Below are 17,344 nucleotides of genomic sequence, written 5' to 3' on the forward strand. Positions count from 1 at the left end.
AATCTCGCGGGTTTCAGCCTGTCACTGTTTGCCACAGTTAGCGAGCGGTGAACATTGTAACGTCACGGGCGCGGCGACGGCCCACCCGCAGTTCGGGGTGTCGCTCAGTCTCGGTCGTTTTCCGCGTCGAGAATGGCCCGTGAGTCGAACCGGTCGGCGAGCGAGGCGTTGATTATCTCCCAGTCGGTCCGTGACCCGGGCGTCGTCGTCGCGAACTCGTGGAACCCGCTGTTGGCGTTGTAGTTCATCACGCTGGGGTACTCGGCGAAGGAGTACCGCCGGCTGTCGACACCCGGGAAGCGGCCGCCGATGCCGAGCAGGTGACCGAGTTCGTGGAGGAAGATGTCCGTCGTCACTTCGTCGTCCGTCTGTTCTTCGACGAACGCGAGCGGCGGTGATTCACCTCCGTAGGCGACGCCGTCGACGGGCATCTGCCGCCCGGAGGACCGGGACACTTGGCCGACGATGCGGATGTCGTAGTACCCCGGGAAGTCCGACCCGCGGACGACTTCGGGGTTCTCGTCCTGTTGGTCGAGGTCACCGGTGGTGTATCCGTCGGCGGCACAGACGTACTCGATGGGGTAACCGCGCGTCAGCGGTTCGCTACAGGTGAGTTCGTCGTCGAAGTAGACGTGCAACTGGATGCCGTTCGACCCGTCGGGGTTCGACACCGGGGCAGTCGCGAACTCCCGTTCGAGGTCACGAATCTGGCGGTCCGAGACGCGCTCCGTGTAATCTACTTCGACGAAGATGTCCTTGCGGAGCGGGTCGGCGTCCGGATACAGGTCGGCCATCTCCGCCTCGGCACCGTCGGGCAGACTGTCCCCGTCCGTGTCGGCGGTCGTCGGGTCCGTCTCGTACTCGGACACCTCTTCGGCGTCGGTCAGGCCGTCCCCGTCCGTGTCGGCTGCCGTCGGGTCCGTCCCGTACTCGGACAGTTCCTCGCTGTCCGAGAACCCGTCCCCGTCCGTGTCGGCGACTGTCGGGTCGGTTCCGTGCTCCGTAACTTCCGCGCCGTCGGACAGGCCGTCCTCGTCCGTGTCGGCGACCGTCGGGTCCGTCCCGTATTCGTCAACTTCCGCGCCGTCGGACAGGCCGTCACCGTCCGTGTCGGCGACCGTCGGGTCGGTTCCGTGTTCGCGCTCTTCTACTCGGGAGAGTCCGTCGTCGTCACCGGGCGTCGGCGTCGGTTCCGGGGTCGCGGTGGTCTCCGTTCCGTCTACCGGCGTGTCCGTTCCGTCCGTCGATATGTCCGGTGCCGCCGAGTCCGTACTCGTCGGCTCGGGCTCGGTCGGTTCGGGTTCAGAGTCACCCGGCAGTTGTGAGTCGAGTCCCCCACAACCGGCCAGTAACAGCAGTACGCAGACGGCAAGCGGTATCGCTTTTCGCACACTTCTCCGTGTTTCGACGCGGACAAAATTATTTTTCGTTTACACGCCGGGACTCCCGGCCGGCGGTGTGGTGATTCGCCGCTCGGACGACACCACGGCCAAACCCACCGGAGAGGGATAGTAGCCGGTCCATTACCAAGTCGTTGCAGGCCGAACGGGCGACCATGGGAGACCGGAACCGTGGTCGCGGGCGGCAGACGCCGCAGAGCGACAGGGCGCATCTCCTCGTCAGGACGTGCCGGGACCTCGAGGAGACGCTGGAGACTGTCGACCTCGACGCCGACGACGCGGCGGCGGACGCCGTGATAGTCGCGCTCCGGGCGGCGGACTACGCATACGCGCTGGAGACGGAGACCGACAGTCGGCCGGCCGTGGGTCCGTTCGCCGAGTGACGGCGGTCAGTACGTGTCGATGTTGGTACCGACCGAACAGACGTACTCGCCGGATGAGACCTGTGGAAGGCGGCGTGCGCGCCAGAACACGCCGGAAGAGTCGGCGGTGACCTCGGCCTTGCGCTGGCCGAACACGTCGGTCACCTCGAAGAGGAGTTGGTTGCGCGTGACGCGTTCGCCCAGTTCCGCGTGGACGGTGACGAGGCCACCGACCGGCGCGCCGTACTGCTCGAACCCGGTCGCCCGCGTCTGTGGGTCGGGAGCGCGCGTACCGTCGGTGAACCCGTAGTAGTCGAGGACGTTCAGCACGCCCCGGACACCGATTTCGATGGACTGCTCGTCCCACCCGACCGACCCGCCGAGTTCGGGGTCGATGGTCGGGATGCCCTCGTCGGGGCCAGCGCGGGCGAGTTGGCCGTCGGGGCCTTTCTGGTCCAGGATGTACCCACAGCCGAAGGCCTTCGCGAGTTCGAGACACTCGTCGTGGAGGCGGTGACGGGACCCACACCGGACGCGGCACTCCTCTATCATCCGGGAGGTCGACCCCTGATGGAGGTCCAGAACGAGGTCCGCGCGGGTGGCGGCGTCGAACGTCGCGGCCGCGATGCGTTCGCTCGACGTGCCCCTCGCGTCGCCGGGGTACGTCCGGTTCATCTTCGTGTCGTCGACCGGGTTGCGGTGTTCGGCGACCTGGAACCCGTGGTAGTTGACGATGCCGACGACCAGGATGGTCCCCGCGATGTCGTCGGGGTCGAGACGGGGGAGGAGCCGCTGGACGACGCCGACGCCGTTGAGTTCGTCGCCGTCGCTGGCGGCCTGCACGTAGAGCGTCTGTCCGCTGTCGGCACCGTTGACGACGGCGACGGGGAGGCCGACGTCGGAGCCGTCGCGGGTCTCGCCGACGAACAGCCGTCCGGTGTCGATTTCCCCGGGTGCCGCACTCGCCGTACCGAGGCTAGTCATTACAGTGAAGCCGCGGCCCCACGGTCTTAGGCCGTTCGATACGCACGGTCACCTGCCGGGACTGGCGAGCGGCGTGTCGAGACGAGGGGGCGGACCGACGCGATTTTGAGCGGGCGGTCCCTACATCGCGACGTGGCATCCGACAGCGACGACACGAGCGGGCCGGCCGCACTCATGGCGGCACTGAACGTCCAGCGGAACGCACGGGTCGGGTTCGTCGCCGGCCTCGTCGTCACCGTCGCCATCTTCGTCTTCTTCGTCGTCGTCCCCGGCGTGCGACGGTCACCACTGTACTACGTCGGACTCGCGTTCGTCCTCGCCGTCGGCCTCGGCGGCCTGCTGACGATGGGGCTGACGATGGTGAGCGCGTATCGGCTCTCGAAAGAACTCTAACCGGCCGCCGCGAGCGCGGCGAGTCGGTCGGCCCCGTCGCGGGTCCCCTTGGCGATGAGAACGTCCCCACCGTGGAGTCGCGTCTCCGGGCCGGGAGAGACGACCCAGCCGCTGTCGTGGGTCCCGGTGTCGGCGTCCGGCCCGTCCTGTCCACGCCTGACGGCGATGACGCGCATTCCCGTCTCCGTCTTGACCATCGCGTCGCCGAGCGTCGTATCGGCGAGCATCGCGTCCGCCGCGACGGTGGTCCGGACGATGACTTCGTCGGACTCTCTGACCGCCTCCGCGACGACGGGATGGGTCCCCAACCCGCGGAGGACGCCCTCGCTGATTTCGAGCGCGGCGTCGCTGATGACCTCGGTGGCGTTGGCCAGACGGACGAGTCCCCGGAGCGAAACCGGGTCTTCGACGCGGCCGGCCGCCCGCAGCGTCCACGCCTCGAAGCGCGACTGGAGGGCGTCGACCTCGGCTTCGAGGTTCAGCACCTCCTCGGCCACGTCGGCGGCGTCGAATAGCACCGCGCCGTAGGCGAGGTCGACGGCTAGTTCGCTCATGTTCTTCATGTGGACGATGGAGTCGACCGCCCGTTCGAGGTCGTCGATGGCGGGTTCGGGGGCCGTCGGGGAGGCGTACGCGTCGCCGGTCGCGTCGGCGTACACCTCGGTAATGCCCGCTTCGGGGCCACGAAACAACACCACGTCGTCGACGGTCAGCGTCGTCTCCGGGCCGGGGTTGAACAGCCACCCGTCGGGGCGACGGATGGCGATAGCCCGCACGCCGGTCTCGGTTTCGAGGTTCATGTCGCCGAGCGTCCGCCCCGCGAGCGGGGAGTCGGGGACGATGGTCGCCCGGACGAGCGTCTCGACGGCTTCGGGGAGGGTCGCACGCATCGCGTCGGGGAGGCCGATGTCCTCCAGCACTATCTTGGCGATGTCGCCGGCCGCGTCGGATATCTTCTCGGCGGCACCGACGACGCCGAGGACGGGTGCGAGGCCTTCGGCGTCCGAGGGATTGCGCGCGGCCATCAGGAGGCTCATCCGGGCGCGCAACTGGAGGAGGTCCATCCGCTCTTCGAGTTCCAGCACCTCCTCTGCGAGTTCCTCGTTGCCGAACAGGACGGCGGAGTACGAGAGGTCGATGAGGAGTTCGGAGGTGTCTTTCATCTCCGCCAGTACCTCGACGACCCCGACCGGTTCGTACCCCACATCGTCGGCTGCCATCTCCCCTACCTCCACGGCCGCGACTCAAAAACGTTGCCCGGTGGCTGCCTCGCGGTGTGTCCGCGCGGGTCCGAACAGCACGGGATTCGTCGGCCGGGAGGCGTCGCAGGTGGGCATACGTTCACTCCCGAGGGGGTGGACCCACCGAGCGTTCCGGGACAGAAGATAATACTTTTGCCGGAAGGTAGTCAACGGGGGGGTATGTCCGACGAGCTCAAGAAGGGTCTCGAGGGTGTCCTCGTCGCCGAGTCGGAACTCAGCTTCATCGATGGTGACGAAGGTCAACTCGTCTACCGCGGGTACTCCATCGACGACTTGGCGCGGGACGCCAGCTACGAAGAGGTTCTGTACCTGCTGTGGCACGGCCACCTCCCCGACAGCGACGAACTGGCCGAGTTCACCGACGCGATGCGTACCGAGCGGTCGCTGGACGACGACGTGGTCGAACTCGTCCGCACGCTCGCCGCACAGGACGAGAACCCGATGGCCGCGCTCCGAACGGCCGTCTCCGCGCTGTCGGCCTACGACCCCGACGCCGGTGCCGACACGCAGGACCGCGAGGCCAACCTCCGGAAGGGTCGGCGCATCACGGCGAAGATGCCGACCATCATCGCGGCCTTCACTCGCGCCCGCGACGGCGACGACATCGTCGCGCCCCGGGAGGACCTCGGCCACGCCGAGAACTTCCTCTACATGCTCAACGGCGAGGAACCCGACGAAGTGCTCGCCGAGACGTTCGACATGGCGCTGGTCCTGCACGCCGACCACGGCCTGAACGCCTCGACGTTCTCCTCGATGGTCATCTCCTCGACGCTCGCGGACCTCCACTCTGCGATTCCCGGCGGCATCGGCGCGCTCTCCGGGTCGCTCCACGGCGGCGCGAACCAGGACGTGATGGAGGCCCTGCTCGAACTCGACAACTCCGGCAAAGACCCCGTCGAGTGGGCAGAGGACAAACTCGAAGCCGGCGAGCGCGTCCCCGGCTTCGGCCACCGCGTCTACAACGTCAAGGACCCGCGCGCCCGCATCCTCGGCGAGAAGTCCAAGGCACTGGGCGAGGCGGCCGGAACGCCCCGCTGGTACGAGTACTCGATGGCTATCGAGGAGTGGATGGCAGACGAGAAGGGGCTCGCCCCGAACGTCGACTTCTACTCCGCCTCCACGTACTACCAGATGGGCATCCCAGTCGACATCTACACGCCAATCTTCGCCATGTCCCGCGCCGGCGGCTGGATAGCCCACATCCTCGAACAGTACGACGACAATCGGCTCATCCGCCCCCGTGGCCGGTACATCGGCCCGGACACCCGCGAGTTCCCCAGCGTCGACGAGCGGTAACCACGCGAGCGGACGGTATGGATGGACAGTTTCAGGTGGTGAAACGGGGAGAAAGGAAGCGAACGGCGGGCACTTGTTCGTTCGAAGTTACGGCAGCGGAGGCGTAATGACCGTCGTCCTGGTACGGGCTCATTCCGCGAACGCCGCGAGGACATCTTCGAAAGTCGGTGCGAGCGACTCGGCGATGTCGGTCGTGGTAACGATACCTACCAAGGTTCCGTCGTCAACGACGGGGAGTTTCTTGATGTTGTTGTCCTGCATTCGCGCGCTCGCGTTTCGGACAGCCTGGTCGTGGTCGATTGTAATGACGGCCTCGGTCATCAGTTCGCGCACGCGGAGACGCTCGGCGTCGTGGCCTGCACAGACACCACGGACGATGTCGCTCTCCGTGACGATGCCAGCGATGTCGTCGTCACCCTCGACGACGAGTGCACCAATACGCTCGTCCCAGAGGATGCGCGCTGCTTCAGTCACCGACATGTCGGAGTCGATTGTTCGCACCGGACTCGTCATGACGTTGCGGACGGGATTTTCTAATCTATCGGCATCCATATGTACTACCGGGCTCCGTTTCCGATTGTCTTCATTAACGATTATTATATTAAAAATCTATCGGCTCCTGTGACGGTCGGAGTCCGTTCCGGCAGGTCAGCTGAGCCACTCGTGTATCTCGTCGGCGAGGGGGCCCTCACGGATGACTTCGCTGGCGGAGACGTCCACGACGGTACTCCCGCCGCCGGGCGTCGCTCCGCCGTCGACCAGAACCGCGGCGGCGTCGCGGATTCGGTCGCCGAGGGCGTCGAGTTCGCGGACGCTCCCCGTGCCGCTGACGTTCGCGCTGGTCGCGGTGACAGGCGCGAACTCGCGGAGGAGCGACAGGGCGACGTCGTGGTCCGGAACCCGAACGCCCACGCGGTCACGGCCCGCGGTCAGAATGTCCGGGACCATCTCGCGTTTCTCGACGACGACGGTGACGGGTCCGGGGAGGAACGCGTCCATGAACTCGCGTTCGCGGGCCGTCGGTGCGGTGTACTCGGTGGCCGTCGCCACGTCGGGGACCGCGAGCGAGACGGGTTTCTCGCGGTCTCGGCCTTTGGCCGCGAAGACGCGGGAAACGGCGTCTTCGTCCAGTGCGTTCGCGCCGAGGCCGTACACCGTCTCCGTCGGGTAGACCACGAGGTCACCGGCCGCGAGGGCGGCGGCGGCGTCGGTCACGTCGGTCATGCCCCCGTCTCGGCCGGGAACGGGCAAAAGTCGGTCGCTACAGGTCCGCCAGCGCGGCCTCGATGTCGTCGTAGTCCGGGAAGTCCGGCCACTCGTCGGCGACCCACGCGTACTGGACCACGCGGTCCTCGTTCAGCAGGAAGACGGCGGGTCGGGGTTCCTCGATACCGGCCATCCCGTCGAGGTCGTTGACGATATCGTAGGCCTCGGCGACGCCGTTTTTCGGGTCCGAGAACAGCCGGTAGTCCATCCCGCGCTGGGCGATGGTCGTCTTGTGTTCGTACGGCGTGGAGATGGAGAGGCCGACGACCTGCAGAGTCCCATCAGTTTCGCGGTGGCCCCAGTTGCGGTCCCGTATCTCGTTCCAGATGTACGTCGTCGGGAAGTCGCCGTCCATGGGGTGGAAGACGAGCAGGACCGGTCCCTCGGCGGTCAACTCCGAGAGGGCGGTGTCCTCCCAGTACTCGTCGGTGACCAGCGGCCGCTCGAAGTCGGGGGCCTGCTCGCCGACCGCCGGGGGGTCGACCGCCGGGAGGTCGACCACCTCGAAGTCCAGTTCCATCACGCACCCTCCCCGTACGTTCCGTCGAGGTACGCGACGATGTTGGCACTCTCGGACATCGTGACGCCGGTACGCTCGTCGACGATTGCCGGGACGGTCCGCTTGCCCGAGATGCGTTTGACCACGTCCCGCTTCGAGTGGCGTGCCTCGACGAACCGCGAGCGGTAGTCGAGGTCGTACTCGTCCAGTTTGCGTACGACGCGCTCGCAGAAGGGACACCCCTGCAACCGGTAGAGGGTGATGGATGGGTCGCTCATCGGGTCGTACGTACGGGACAGTTCAGGGTAAGCCTTCGGGCGTCCGCACGCGCCGCACGAACGCGACCGACCGACGGGTGGCGTCTCGTCGCCGTCCGGTCCGGAACAGAAACGGGGGACAGTGGCGTGTTCGGGCTATGACAAGCCTTAATCCGACCCGTAGCAAAATTCGGCGATAATGGGTGTAGTCTCGGCACTCGGCGTCGGGTTCGATACGATACCACTCGCCACCGACGTGTTCGGTGTGGTCCTCACCGACGGGTTCGTTATCGGTGTTGGCCTCCTCGTCATTCTGTTGCTGTTGCTACTCTCGGCGTTTTTTTCCTCGTCAGAGATAGCCATGTTCTCGCTCGCAGCACACCGCGTCGACGCCCTCGTCGAGGACGGCACGCCGGGCGCGCGAACGCTACAGGGACTCAAAGAGGACCCCCACCGACTGCTCGTGACGATTCTGGTCGGGAACAACCTCGTCAACATCGCCATGTCGTCCATCGCTACGGGGTTGCTGGCGATTCTGCTGGACGACCAAGGGCTGGCGGTGCTGGCTTCGACGTTCGGCATCACGGCTCTGGTCCTCCTGTTCGGCGAGAGCGCGCCCAAATCCTACGCCGTCGAGAACACCGAGTCGTGGGCGTTGACCATCGCCCGCCCGCTGAAGTTCGCCGAGCGGACGCTGTGGCCCCTCATCGTCGTCTTCGACTTCCTCACACAGCAGGTCAACCGCATCACCGGCGGGCAGTCCGCCATCGAGACGTCGTACGTCACCAGACAGGAGATACAGGACATCATCGAGACGGGCGAGCGCGAGGGCGTGCTGGACGAGGACGAACGCCAGATGCTCCAGCGGACGCTCCGGTTCAACAACACCATCGCCAAGGAGGTGATGACCCCGCGGTTGGACATGACCGCCGTGTCCGCCGACGACAGCATCGAGGAGGCCATCGAGACGTGCGTGCAGAGCAGTCACACGCGCCTCCCGGTGTACGAGGGAAGTCTGGACAACATCATCGGGACGGTCAACATTCGGGACTTGGTGCGTGACCTCGAATACGGCGAAGTCGACGGCGACCTCGAACTCGAAGACGTGCGCGAGCAGACCCTGCACGTCCCCGAGTCCAAGAACGTCGACGAGTTGCTCGCCGAGATGCGCGACGAGCGCATGCACATGGTCGTCGTCATCGACGAGTTCGGGACGACGGAGGGACTGGTGACGATGGAGGACCTCACCGAGGAAATCGTCGGCGAGATTCTGGAGGGCGAGGAAGAAGAGCCCATCGAGTTCGTCGGCGACGACGCCGTCCTCGTCAAAGGCGAGGTCAACATCGAGGAGGTCAACGAGGCACTCGACATCGACATCCCCGAGGGCGAGGAGTTCGAGACCATCGCCGGGTTCATCTTCAACCTCGCCGGGCGACTGGTCGAGGAAGGCGAACACATCGAGTACGACGGCGTCGAAATCCGCGTCGAACAGGTCGAGAACACCCGCATCATGAAAGCGCGCGTCGAACGCGTCGCCACCGCCGGAGAGACGGACGAAGAGGGCACGCCGACGGACACCGAGTCCGAAGAAGCGCGGACCGACTGAGTACCGGCGGCGACGGACCGCCGACTGCTGGCGGCCTACGGCGGTTCGCCACGGCGGCCGACGGCCCGGCGGACGCGTGTGACCGCCGCCCGGAACTGTGCGTCACCGCGGAGGACGTGCGCGAGGATGTCACCGGCACCGGCGAGGAAACCGGCCAGCAGGACGGCCACGGTGACGCCGAGACCGAACGTCACCGCGAGCCCGCCGCCGAGGAGGCCGCCGACGGCCGCGGCGACGGCGGACTGTCCGGGCGTGTCACAGAGGGGAATCACAGCCGACGTTGGGGACGGTTCGACAAAAACCTACCCGAGGAGCGCGTCGACGGCGGTGAACACGCCGTAGCCGAGGCCGAACGCCAACGCGAGCGAGAGTATCCACGCGAGGACGGTGTAACCCATCTTCTTCCCGCTCACGTCGCCGCCGCCGGCGGCGAACCCGCTGCCGATGATGGCCGAGACGATTATCTCGTTGAACGAGACGGGGATGCCGAAGAACACGGCCGTCTGTGCGATGGCGAAGGAGGGGATGAGCGCGGCGATGGAGCGGCGCGGCCCGAGTGCCGAGTAGTCCTGTGAGAGTGCCTTTATCATCCGGGGCGCGCCGGTCCAGGACCCGACGAGGAGGCCGAAGCCACCGCCGAGCAGGACGGCCGGCAACGGCAGGTTGTAGGGGTCGAGCAGTGGGAGGAGGGGTCCCAGCGCGAGGCCGACCTGACTCCCGCCGGCCGAGAACGCGACCAGCGCGCCGAGCGCGAGCAGGAAGTGTCGCTGGCCCGCCTCCGCGTCCGCCCGAATGTCGAACCAGAGGACGACGGCGACGGCGAGTGCCGCAAGCAGTGTCACCACGGCGTACGTGCCGAGAGCTGGAATCGCGTCGCCCACGCGAGTCGTCGCGACGGCGGTGAGCGAGGCGGCCTCGCCCGCCGGCCCGAGCAGGACGAACTCCGTGTTGGCGAGGATGGCCCCGACGACGCCCGCGAGCGCGGGCACTGCGAGGCGTTCGGGGACGCGCTCGTTTCTGAGCATCCGGGCAGTTCCGTAGGCGATGCCGCCGCCGACGAACGGCGTGGCGGCCCACAGCGCGGCAATCTCGCCGTACTTGGACCACGCCGGGTCACCGCCGAGTGCCAACCCGACGCCGACGACGGCCCCAGTGACGGTGAAGGCAGTGGCGATGGGGTAGCCAGCGAACACGCCGATTGCGACGAGAATCGCGGCCGTCAGCAGCGCGACGACGGCAGCCGTCGGCGAAATCGTGACGTTCAGTATCAGTTCGCGGCCGACGGCTTCGGTGACGTTCGCACCTTGCAGGACGGCACCGGCCAACCCGAGGATGCCGACGAAAAAGCCCGCCCGCATCACCGAAATCGCGTTGGCACCGACTGCAGGGGCGAAGGGCGTCGACCCGGAGGACCCGGCACCGATAGCCCACGCCATAAAGAGGCTGGCGGCACCCGCGACGAGGAACGTGGCGACTGTGCCAGCGGCGACCATCTCCACGGCGGTACAGGGAGCACCCCTAAGAACCTGCCGGGACGCTCGTGAAGGTGGTCCTTTCGCGCTCTGTAATCGCGCCCGGAGGATTATATCCGAAGGGGTCACAGCAGTGCGTAAGGGAGATGGGATGGTGTTACAGCGACTGCGACGGCTAGCACGCACCCGCCGGACCGACGACGGTGCGGAGTACGAGTGTACCCAGTGCAACACGGGCTTTCGCGTGCGCCGGCAGGTCTGTCCCGAGTGTGGGGGCTACCGTGTCGAGCGGACCGATTGGAGCGACCGGGCGACGTGACGGCACGGCCGCCGCTGCGGCGATAGACGTCGCCACCGACTACCCCGAGGAAACGACCGTCTTCGTCCTCCCGGACACCGGCGAGCGGTATCTCTCGACAGACCTGTTCGACCGCTATGTCATCCCTCTGCGGTCGCCGCCGGCCGGTCCGGCCCGACCTTCGCGGCGAGCCACGCCCCGACCACAGCACCGGCCTGTGTCACGACCACGGTGAACAGGACGAACAGACCGACCGCGACCGCGACCGCGGCGTACTGGACGGCGTCGAACCATAGTGGTTGCGTGAAGGCTGGAATCGCCCGGAGGAGGTCGACGAACGGCCATACCAGCGGGACGGACGCGACGAGGCCGGTCCGCAGGCCGACCCGGCGGGGCGGAACGTCGGCGTCGACGAACAGCAGACCGCCGAGCAGGCCAGCGAAGACCACCGGGCTGAGACGGAGCGTCGTCCCCGTGGACAGCAAGTATTCGAGGAGTGTGTACGTTCCCGCGAGGCCGCCGGCGACGATGGCGTACCGCCAACCGGTATCCGTTCGCGGGTCCGGAAGGGAGGGCTGGACCATACAATCCGTTGGACACGTATCGACAAAAATTTTGGGAGAACGCCGCAGACTGGCTCGGGCAGGTCGTGTAGGCCGGCTTCGGCGCGTTGCCGTCGCGACGGCAACGGCGGCACCGTCGGACGTGGGCGGCGCGAAGAAAGCGGTGATCGAAGGCCGTGGTCGCTACTCGAGGTCGAACCGGTCGGCCTGCATCACCTTGCGCCACGCGTCCACGAAGTCTTGGATCAACTGCTCTTCGCCGTCCTCGGAGGCGTAGACTTCTGCGATGGCCCGGAGTTCGTCGTGTGACCCGAAGATGAGGTCGACACGGGTGCCGCGCCAGTTCAGTTCGCTCGTCTCACGGTCGTACCCTTCGTAGACGTGGTCTGACTCCGGTGACTGCTGCCACTCCGTGCCCATGTCCAGCAGGTTGACGAAGAAGTCGTTCGTCAGCGTGCCCGGCTGGTCGGTCAAGACACCGAGGTCGGAGTTCTGGTAAGTCGCACCCAGTGCGCGCATCCCGCCGACGAGTGCCGTCATCTCGTCCGGCGTCAGGTCGAGCAAGTCGGCCTCGTCGATCAGCACTTCCTCGGCCGGTCTGTCGATGTCGTCTTCGATGTAGTTGCGGAACCCGTCGACCTCCGGTTTGAGTGCCTCGAAGGACTCCACATCGGTCTGCTCCGCGGTGGCGTCCGTTCGGCCCGGTTCGAAGGGAACCTCGACGTCGTAGCCAGCCTCGGCGGCCGCTTGTTCGACGGCGGCGTTCCCGCCCAGCACGATGAGGTCAGCGAGCGAGACGCGCGTCCCGTCCGAACGGGACTCGTTGAACTCCGCCTGAATCTCTTCGTAGGTTTCGAGGACCGTCTCGAGCTCCGCAGGTTCGTTGACTTCCCAGCTCCGCTGGGGCTCCAGTCGGATGCGGGCACCGTTAGCACCGCCGCGCTTGTCGCTGTCGCGGTAGGTCGACGCCGACGCCCACGCGGTCTTGACCAACTGCGTACGGGACAGCTCCGAATCGAGAATCTGCTCTTTGAGCAGGTCTATCTCCTCGTCGCCGACCAGCGTGTAGTCGGCGTCGGGAATCGGGTCCTGCCAGACCATCGTCTCCTCGGGAACCTCCGGGCCGAGGAACCGCTCCGGCGGCCCCATGTCGCGGTGGGTCAGCTTGTACCAGGCCTTCGCGAAGGCCATGCCGAACTCCATGGGGTTCTCTTGGAAGGTTTCCATAATCTCGCGGTACTCCGGGTCACGCTTCAGCGCGATGTCCGTCGTCAGCATCATCGGCGTGACTTCCTCGTCGGGGTTCTGTGCGTCCGGGGCCGTCTCGACTTCCTCGGGTTTTTTTGGCGTCCACTGCCAGGCACCGCCGGGACCCGTCTCAGGTTCCCACTCGTACTCGAGCAGGTTGTCGACGTAGCCCATGTCCCACTCGGTCGGCGAGGACGTCCACGGGCCCTCGATGCCGCTGGTCGTGACGCCCTCCTCCGCGGCCGTCTCCCCGTCCTGCCAGCCGAGACCCATGTTCTCGATGGGAGCCTCCTCGGGGTCGGGGCCGTGCGCGTTCTCCGTGCTGTCGGCACCGTGGACCTTGCCGAAGGTGTGCCCGCCGGCGATGAGCGCGGCGGTCTGTTTGTCGTTCATCGCCATGCGGGAGAAGGTCTGGCGGATGTTCTTCGCCGAGGCCATCGGGTCCGGTTGGCCGTCGGGACCTTCGGGGTTCACGTAGATGAGACCCATCACGGAGGCACCGAGCCCCTCCTGAATCCCGCCGGCTTCAGCGAAACGTTCCTGAGTTTCGAGTTCCTTCTCGGGCCCCCAATCGACGGCTTCGTCCGGTTCGAAGTCGTCTTCGCGCCCGCCGGCGAAGCCGAACGTCTGGAACCCCATCGATTCGACGGCGACGTTCCCTGCGAGAATCAGCAGGTCGGCCCACGAGAGCTTGCGGCCGTACTTCTGTTTGACCGGCCAGAGCAGACGGCGTGCCTTGTCGAGGTTGGCGTTGTCCGGCCAGCTACTGATGGGGGCGAACCGCTGTCGGCCGCCGGCCGCGCCGCCGCGGCCGTCGTACGCGCGGTACGTACCGGCACTGTGCCACGCCATCCGAATCATCAGCGGGCCGTAGTGACTGTAGTCGGCCGGCCACCAGTCCTTTGGCTCCGTGATGGCGTCTTCGATGTCCGCTTTGACCGCTTCGAGGTCGAGTTTCTGGAACTCCTCGGCGTAGTCGAAGTCCTCGTCCATCGGTCCGGCGTCGCGGGCGTTCTGTTCGAGAGGGGCCAGACTCAAGCGGTCCGGCCACCACTCCCTGTTCGTTCGGCGTCCGCTCGGGGTTGGGCTCGTATTGTCGCTCGACATTGGGTGTTCAAGCGAAGGCTAGCTCTTGTCGAATACAAATCTTTGGTTGTTCGATTCTATGTTTTTCTGAATGGACACCAAAGGTCCGTTCAGAGAGCGCAAACCCCGAGACAGTCTTAGGGGTCCGCTGGAACTTACTCGTCGTCGGCGTCGGTCGCCGGGTCGTTAGTCTCGGAGTCGAGTTCTCCGTTGGGTTCGGGCGTCTCGACGCCCTCGACGGCCTCAGCAGTTGCAGTGTCTTTGGGTGTGTCGACGTGCCAGCGGTCGACCGAGGACTCGTAGTCGGCCAACTTGTTCGAGACGCGTATCTTCAGGTCGTCGTCGTTGACGTTCACCTCGAAGACGTACTCGGGTGCCTCGTCGGACCCGACCCGGCGGAGGTTGGCACTGACGAGGGCGTTGTCGAAGTAGTACGGCGCGATTTGGGTCATCACGTTCTTGTAGACGGCTCCCTCGACGGCGCGGAGGGCCTTCCGCCCGGCCGAGTCCGCGGCGCGCGCGACGTAATCGAGTGACTCGCCCCACTTGTCGACCGCCTCGTCGGGGTCCTCGTCGAGTTTCTCGTAGGACTCGGAGAGTTTCTCGCCCGCAGTCTGGAGGTCCTCGTCGACATCCGCGCCGGCTTTCTCACCCTCACCCTCCGCGACACTCGCCTTTTCGGCCGTCTTCTCGTTCACGTCCTCGTCGAGTCGTTCGTCGGTCTTGGGCCGCCAGTCGTCGAACTCGGCGATGTCCGCCGAGTCCACCGCCACGTCGGCGTCGTCGGCGGCGTCTTTCAACGCACGAGTGAGACGCTCACCGTGTTCGACGACGTCGACCCAGCGACCGCGCTGTTTGAATCCGGAGACGCTCTCTTCCATTGGTGGGTGCCTGTGGAGGGTCGTTGTAACCCTTTCGTCCCAGTAGGGTAGCCAAGGCGTTAAAAGTCACCGCTCGATGACAGGGGAAACCGGGCGGGCGAGCCGTCGCAGGCACCGCCGGCCGGACCCGGGACGGACGATTATAAACGAGCGGCGACGGTAACGGGGCGTATGGCCATCGAACGACACGGCGACGCGCGCGTGATTCGCCACGCCCTCGCCCAAGACGCGCTCACGACGCTCCGCGACGTGGAGACGGACGGCGTCGCGTTCCGGGACGCGTTGGTCCGACTGGGGCGGGTCTGCGGCGGCGAACTCGCCGACGACGTACTCGGGACGGAGACGGTCGAAGTGGAGACGCCCCTGACGACGACCACCGGCGAGCGAGTGGCCAGCGACGTGGTGGTCGTCACCGTTCTCCGGGCGGCGGTCCCGTTCGTCGAGGGGATGCTGACGGCACTCCCGGACGCGAGACAGGGGATGCTGAGCGCGAGTCGGGACGAGACGGCGGGCATGGACGGCGGCACCTTCCCCATCGACGTGGCGTACGAGAACCTCCCAGCCATCGGCCCGACAGACACCGTCGTCGTCGCCGACCCGATGCTCGCCACGGGGTCGACGATGTGTGCCGCGCTGGAGCGGGTCCACGCGGCCGGCGACCCGGCCCGGGTGCTCGCCCTCGCCGCGGTCAGCGCGCCCGAAGGCGTCGCCCGCGTCACCGACGAGTTCCCCGAGACGGACGTGGTGACCGCCGCCGTAGACGACGGATTGAATAGTGAGGGGTTCATCGTCCCTGGCCTCGGCGACGCGGGCGACCGTGCGTTCCGAACGACCTGACAGGTCCGATGCGGTGACCCGTCGACAGCCCGTGACGACGGCGGCCGTATCGACGCCCGTTGTACCCCTCCGCTTCGGCTGGAAATACGCCTGACAGCGACCGCTCCGCATCTCCATCGGAACCCGTGATATCTCGTGTCACAGTTCGAGACAACGAAGAAACACGTCAGTCGTCGAACTCGCCGTCGATGCGCGCCCGCCCGCTGGTCGCGCTTCGGATGCGGTCCCGCAACGCGGGAGCCTCGGCGACGGGGACGCGCACGTCGAAGGTCACCTCTGCCTCGTACGTCGCCTCGAACGCGACGCCCGCCGATTCGAGGAGGCCACGAACCGTCCCGGAGTCGTCGTACTCGACGACGACAGTGAAGCGTTCGTGTGGCCGTTCGGTGACGATACCGGCGTCCTCGACGGCCAGTTTGACCGCCTTCGAGTACGCCCGTGCCAACCCGCCGACGCCCAGTTTCGTTCCGCCGTAGTACCGCGTGACGACGACGGCCACGTTCTGTAGCTCCTCGCCCTGCAGGACGTTGAGTGCTGGTTTCCCGGCCGACCCGGAGGGCTCGTCGGCGTCGCTCGACCACTCCCGGAGTGGGTCGGCCCGGACACGGTAGGCCGGGACGTTGTGCGTCGCGTCGGTGTAGGCGTCGCGCACCTCGTCGACGAACGCCTCGGCGGCGGCCACGTCCGTGACCGGTGCGGCGTGGCCGAGAAACTCCGACCCCTGTACCGTGAAGTCGGCTTCCCCGCGGCCGGCGAGGGTGCGATAGGTGTCGGTCATTCCGGTTCGCGTCCCCCCCACACGCGCTTGTCGGGTATCTCGACCGCCACGTCGTCGGTCAGAACCACCTGACAGGCGAGGCGTGGGTAGCCAAAGCGGGCGGCGAGTCGGTCGTGCCAGTGGTCGGGCGGGTGCTCGCCGGCACCGTCGTGGACCCGGACGCCACAGGTCGCACAGAGCCCGCGCCCGCCGCAGTTCAGCGACGCCGTGTAGCGGGTGTACGGCGAGAACCCGGCGTCGAGGAGCACGTCCCGGAGTATCGCCCCTGTCGGGGCCGTCAGGGTGGTCTCGTCGTCGCCGTCGCGGACGGTGACGGTCACGGTGTCGTCGGTGGCTGTGTCGTCGGGAGTCACTTGAGTTCTATCTTGCGCACGTACGGCAGTTCGCGAATCTCGTTGAGGAGGTCACCCGGCAGTGCGCGGTCGGTAATGATGTAGAGTTTGGGGTCGACGGCGAACTCGGGGTCCTCGCTGACGGTCTGGCGCATCGAGATGCCGCGGTCGGCGATGAGACCGGTGATGTCCGCGACGATACCCGGTCGCTCGGTGTCGGTCACGTCGACGGTCAGGACGTGCAAGTCGAGCACCGGCGCGAGGTCCATCAGACTCGGAATCTGGGAGATGTTCTGGAAGATGCGGCGCAGTTCCTCGTCGGCGAGGATTGTGTCGGTGGTCGAATCCACCACCCGGCGGTCCACGCCGATTTCCCGGGCGATACCCGTGTTGGGTATCTCGATGCCGCCCGAGACGACGCGGCCCTCGTCGTTGACCGAGAACCCGCGTTCGAGGAGCAGACGGATGACCGCCTGCTGTGAGGGGCTTCCCTCGAACTTCTCGATTATCTCGTCGAACATGCC

The 17,344-nt window shown here is 66.6% G+C and carries 21 protein-coding genes and 1 pseudogene; 7 read left to right on the forward strand and 15 right to left on the reverse strand.

What is annotated here, in order from left to right:
• Positions 1 to 104 precede the first annotated feature (104 nt).
• Positions 105 to 1,391: a binary toxin-like calcium binding domain-containing protein gene (locus tag MUG95_RS07570; RefSeq protein ID WP_247005358.1), complete on the reverse strand. Its 1,287-nt coding sequence runs from the start codon at positions 1,389 to 1,391 to the stop codon at positions 105 to 107.
• Between the two features lie 164 nt (positions 1,392 to 1,555).
• On the opposite strand from MUG95_RS07570, the gene MUG95_RS07575 reads away from it, so the two are divergent.
• Positions 1,556 to 1,783, forward strand: coding sequence for a hypothetical protein (locus tag MUG95_RS07575; protein ID WP_247005360.1), 228 nt, complete (start codon positions 1,556 to 1,558; stop codon positions 1,781 to 1,783).
• 6 nt (positions 1,784 to 1,789) lie between these two features.
• Here MUG95_RS07575 and MUG95_RS07580 read toward each other — a convergent pair whose 3' ends face one another.
• The gene (locus tag MUG95_RS07580) at positions 1,790 to 2,746 is read right to left on the reverse strand and encodes a succinylglutamate desuccinylase/aspartoacylase family protein (protein ID WP_247005362.1); all 957 of its coding nucleotides are present in this window, start codon (positions 2,744 to 2,746) and stop codon (positions 1,790 to 1,792) included.
• A 132-nt stretch (positions 2,747 to 2,878) separates the two neighbouring features.
• On the opposite strand from MUG95_RS07580, the gene MUG95_RS07585 reads away from it, so the two are divergent.
• Positions 2,879 to 3,139, forward strand: a complete 261-nt coding sequence (locus MUG95_RS07585) for a DUF7536 family protein (RefSeq protein ID WP_247005364.1) — start codon at positions 2,879 to 2,881, stop codon at positions 3,137 to 3,139.
• On the opposite strand, the gene MUG95_RS07590 is transcribed toward MUG95_RS07585, so the two are convergent.
• A complete protein-coding gene (locus tag MUG95_RS07590) occupies positions 3,136 to 4,359 on the reverse strand; it encodes a potassium channel family protein (RefSeq protein WP_247005365.1) in 1,224 nt (407 codons plus the stop codon). The genes MUG95_RS07585 and MUG95_RS07590 overlap by 4 nt on opposite strands.
• Before the next feature lie 201 nt (positions 4,360 to 4,560).
• Between MUG95_RS07590 and citZ the strand changes: the two genes are divergently transcribed.
• Entirely contained in the window at positions 4,561 to 5,697 is a 1,137-nt protein-coding gene (gene citZ / locus MUG95_RS07595) for a citrate synthase (protein ID WP_247005367.1), read from the forward strand.
• A 129-nt stretch (positions 5,698 to 5,826) separates the two neighbouring features.
• Here citZ and MUG95_RS07600 read toward each other — a convergent pair whose 3' ends face one another.
• From MUG95_RS07600 to MUG95_RS07615, 4 genes are all read right to left on the reverse strand, one after another.
• The gene (locus MUG95_RS07600; RefSeq protein WP_247005369.1) at positions 5,827 to 6,210 is read right to left on the reverse strand and encodes a CBS domain-containing protein; all 384 of its coding nucleotides are present in this window, start codon (positions 6,208 to 6,210) and stop codon (positions 5,827 to 5,829) included.
• Between the two features lie 135 nt (positions 6,211 to 6,345).
• Entirely contained in the window at positions 6,346 to 6,921 is a 576-nt protein-coding gene (locus tag MUG95_RS07605; protein WP_247005371.1) for an L-threonylcarbamoyladenylate synthase, read from the reverse strand.
• A 37-nt stretch (positions 6,922 to 6,958) separates the two neighbouring features.
• Positions 6,959 to 7,483, reverse strand: a complete 525-nt coding sequence (locus MUG95_RS07610; protein ID WP_247005373.1) for a redoxin domain-containing protein — start codon at positions 7,481 to 7,483, stop codon at positions 6,959 to 6,961.
• Positions 7,483 to 7,740 (reverse strand): glutathione S-transferase N-terminal domain-containing protein, encoded by a 258-nt coding sequence (locus MUG95_RS07615; protein WP_247005374.1) that lies wholly within the window; start codon positions 7,738 to 7,740, stop codon positions 7,483 to 7,485. The genes MUG95_RS07610 and MUG95_RS07615 overlap by 1 nt, the downstream gene beginning before the upstream one ends.
• A gap of 178 nt (positions 7,741 to 7,918) precedes the next feature.
• Here MUG95_RS07615 and MUG95_RS07620 point away from each other — a divergent pair, with 178 nt between their 5' ends.
• A complete protein-coding gene (locus tag MUG95_RS07620) occupies positions 7,919 to 9,325 on the forward strand; it encodes a hemolysin family protein (RefSeq protein WP_247005375.1) in 1,407 nt (468 codons plus the stop codon).
• A 35-nt stretch (positions 9,326 to 9,360) separates the two neighbouring features.
• On the opposite strand, the gene MUG95_RS07625 is transcribed toward MUG95_RS07620, so the two are convergent.
• Both MUG95_RS07625 and MUG95_RS07630 read right to left on the reverse strand, forming a co-directional pair.
• Positions 9,361 to 9,597, reverse strand: coding sequence for a hypothetical protein (locus tag MUG95_RS07625; protein ID WP_247005376.1), 237 nt, complete (start codon positions 9,595 to 9,597; stop codon positions 9,361 to 9,363).
• A 30-nt stretch (positions 9,598 to 9,627) separates the two neighbouring features.
• Complete coding sequence (locus MUG95_RS07630; RefSeq protein WP_247005377.1) at positions 9,628 to 10,818, reverse strand: inorganic phosphate transporter; 1,191 nt, start codon at positions 10,816 to 10,818, stop codon at positions 9,628 to 9,630.
• A 112-nt stretch (positions 10,819 to 10,930) separates the two neighbouring features.
• On the opposite strand from MUG95_RS07630, the gene MUG95_RS07635 reads away from it, so the two are divergent.
• Entirely contained in the window at positions 10,931 to 11,116 is a 186-nt protein-coding gene (locus tag MUG95_RS07635) for an FmdB family zinc ribbon protein (protein ID WP_247005378.1), read from the forward strand.
• Position 11,117: 1 nt separating this feature from the next.
• A pseudogene (locus MUG95_RS07640) lies at positions 11,118 to 11,330 on the forward strand (hypothetical protein); the annotation flags it as partial.
• Here MUG95_RS07640 and MUG95_RS07645 read toward each other — a convergent pair.
• From MUG95_RS07645 to MUG95_RS07655, 3 genes are all read right to left on the reverse strand, one after another.
• Positions 11,236 to 11,679 carry a DUF5518 domain-containing protein gene (locus MUG95_RS07645; protein ID WP_247005379.1) on the reverse strand — a complete coding sequence of 148 codons (444 nt, stop codon included), beginning with the start codon at positions 11,677 to 11,679 and terminating at the stop codon, positions 11,236 to 11,238. The pseudogene MUG95_RS07640 and the gene MUG95_RS07645 overlap by 95 nt on opposite strands.
• A gap of 162 nt (positions 11,680 to 11,841) precedes the next feature.
• The gene (gene katG, locus MUG95_RS07650; RefSeq protein WP_247005380.1) at positions 11,842 to 14,013 is read right to left on the reverse strand and encodes a catalase/peroxidase HPI; all 2,172 of its coding nucleotides are present in this window, start codon (positions 14,011 to 14,013) and stop codon (positions 11,842 to 11,844) included.
• A 134-nt stretch (positions 14,014 to 14,147) separates the two neighbouring features.
• On the reverse strand, positions 14,148 to 14,873 hold the full coding sequence (locus tag MUG95_RS07655) for a DUF5828 family protein (RefSeq protein ID WP_247005382.1): 726 nt from the start codon (positions 14,871 to 14,873) through the stop codon (positions 14,148 to 14,150).
• 171 nt (positions 14,874 to 15,044) lie between these two features.
• Here MUG95_RS07655 and upp point away from each other — a divergent pair, with 171 nt between their 5' ends.
• The gene (gene upp / locus MUG95_RS07660; RefSeq protein WP_247005384.1) at positions 15,045 to 15,710 is read left to right on the forward strand and encodes a uracil phosphoribosyltransferase; all 666 of its coding nucleotides are present in this window, start codon (positions 15,045 to 15,047) and stop codon (positions 15,708 to 15,710) included.
• 166 nt (positions 15,711 to 15,876) lie between these two features.
• Here upp and MUG95_RS07665 read toward each other — a convergent pair whose 3' ends face one another.
• From MUG95_RS07665 to trpY, 3 genes are read right to left on the reverse strand one after another with little or no spacing between them, the layout of a single operon-like run.
• A complete protein-coding gene (locus tag MUG95_RS07665) occupies positions 15,877 to 16,488 on the reverse strand; it encodes an IMPACT family protein (RefSeq protein WP_247005386.1) in 612 nt (203 codons plus the stop codon).
• Positions 16,485 to 16,841, reverse strand: a complete 357-nt coding sequence (locus MUG95_RS07670; RefSeq protein WP_372608166.1) for a 2Fe-2S iron-sulfur cluster-binding protein — start codon at positions 16,839 to 16,841, stop codon at positions 16,485 to 16,487. The genes MUG95_RS07665 and MUG95_RS07670 overlap by 4 nt, the downstream gene beginning before the upstream one ends.
• Positions 16,838 to 17,341 (reverse strand): TrpY family transcription regulator, encoded by a 504-nt coding sequence (gene trpY, locus MUG95_RS07675; RefSeq protein WP_247005388.1) that lies wholly within the window; start codon positions 17,339 to 17,341, stop codon positions 16,838 to 16,840. Before trpY ends, MUG95_RS07670 begins: the two co-directional genes overlap by 4 nt.
• Positions 17,342 to 17,344: the final 3 nt, after the last annotated feature.

Origin of the sequence: Halorientalis litorea, from assembly GCF_023028225.1 — an archaeon.
GTDB classification, from domain to species: Archaea; Halobacteriota; Halobacteria; order Halobacteriales; family Haloarculaceae; genus Halorientalis; species Halorientalis litorea.